This window comes from Tritonibacter sp. SIMBA_163 (genome assembly GCF_046535935.1).
GTDB lineage: Bacteria > Pseudomonadota > Alphaproteobacteria > Rhodobacterales > Rhodobacteraceae > Epibacterium > Epibacterium scottomollicae.
This window is the reverse complement of record NZ_JAWJBP010001062.1, coordinates 1-245: the sequence shown is the minus strand read 5'-3', so window position 1 is coordinate 245 and position 245 is coordinate 1. Positions and strand designations below refer to the sequence as shown.

Below are 245 nucleotides of genomic sequence, written 5' to 3'. Positions count from 1 at the left end.
ACAACACCCCGTTGGCGTACTACTACGGTTCGGCCGTCTGTCTCGATCTATCGCACGTGAAATTCGAAGGCCCCGAACCGATGACACATGGATCGGCGGGTATCGAGGACGTCGAGATCGCCGAGCGGGCGCTGGCCGAGGCAGGTGAGGAGATCAGGCCCGGCGATATCGTACTGGCCTGGTTCGACTACGGCGATCGCTGGTTCCCCGAACGCAAGTACATCGACGAGAATCCCGGATTCTCC

Annotated in this window: 1 protein-coding gene; it reads left to right on the top strand. The window is 60.8% G+C overall.

Features of this window, described 5'->3' with window-relative positions; genetic code table 11:
• Nucleotides 1-11: 11 nt before the first annotated feature.
• Nucleotides 12-245: cyclase family protein (locus tag R0J92_RS25600; RefSeq protein WP_411053757.1), on the top strand; the 234-nt coding region annotated here is incomplete at its 3' end.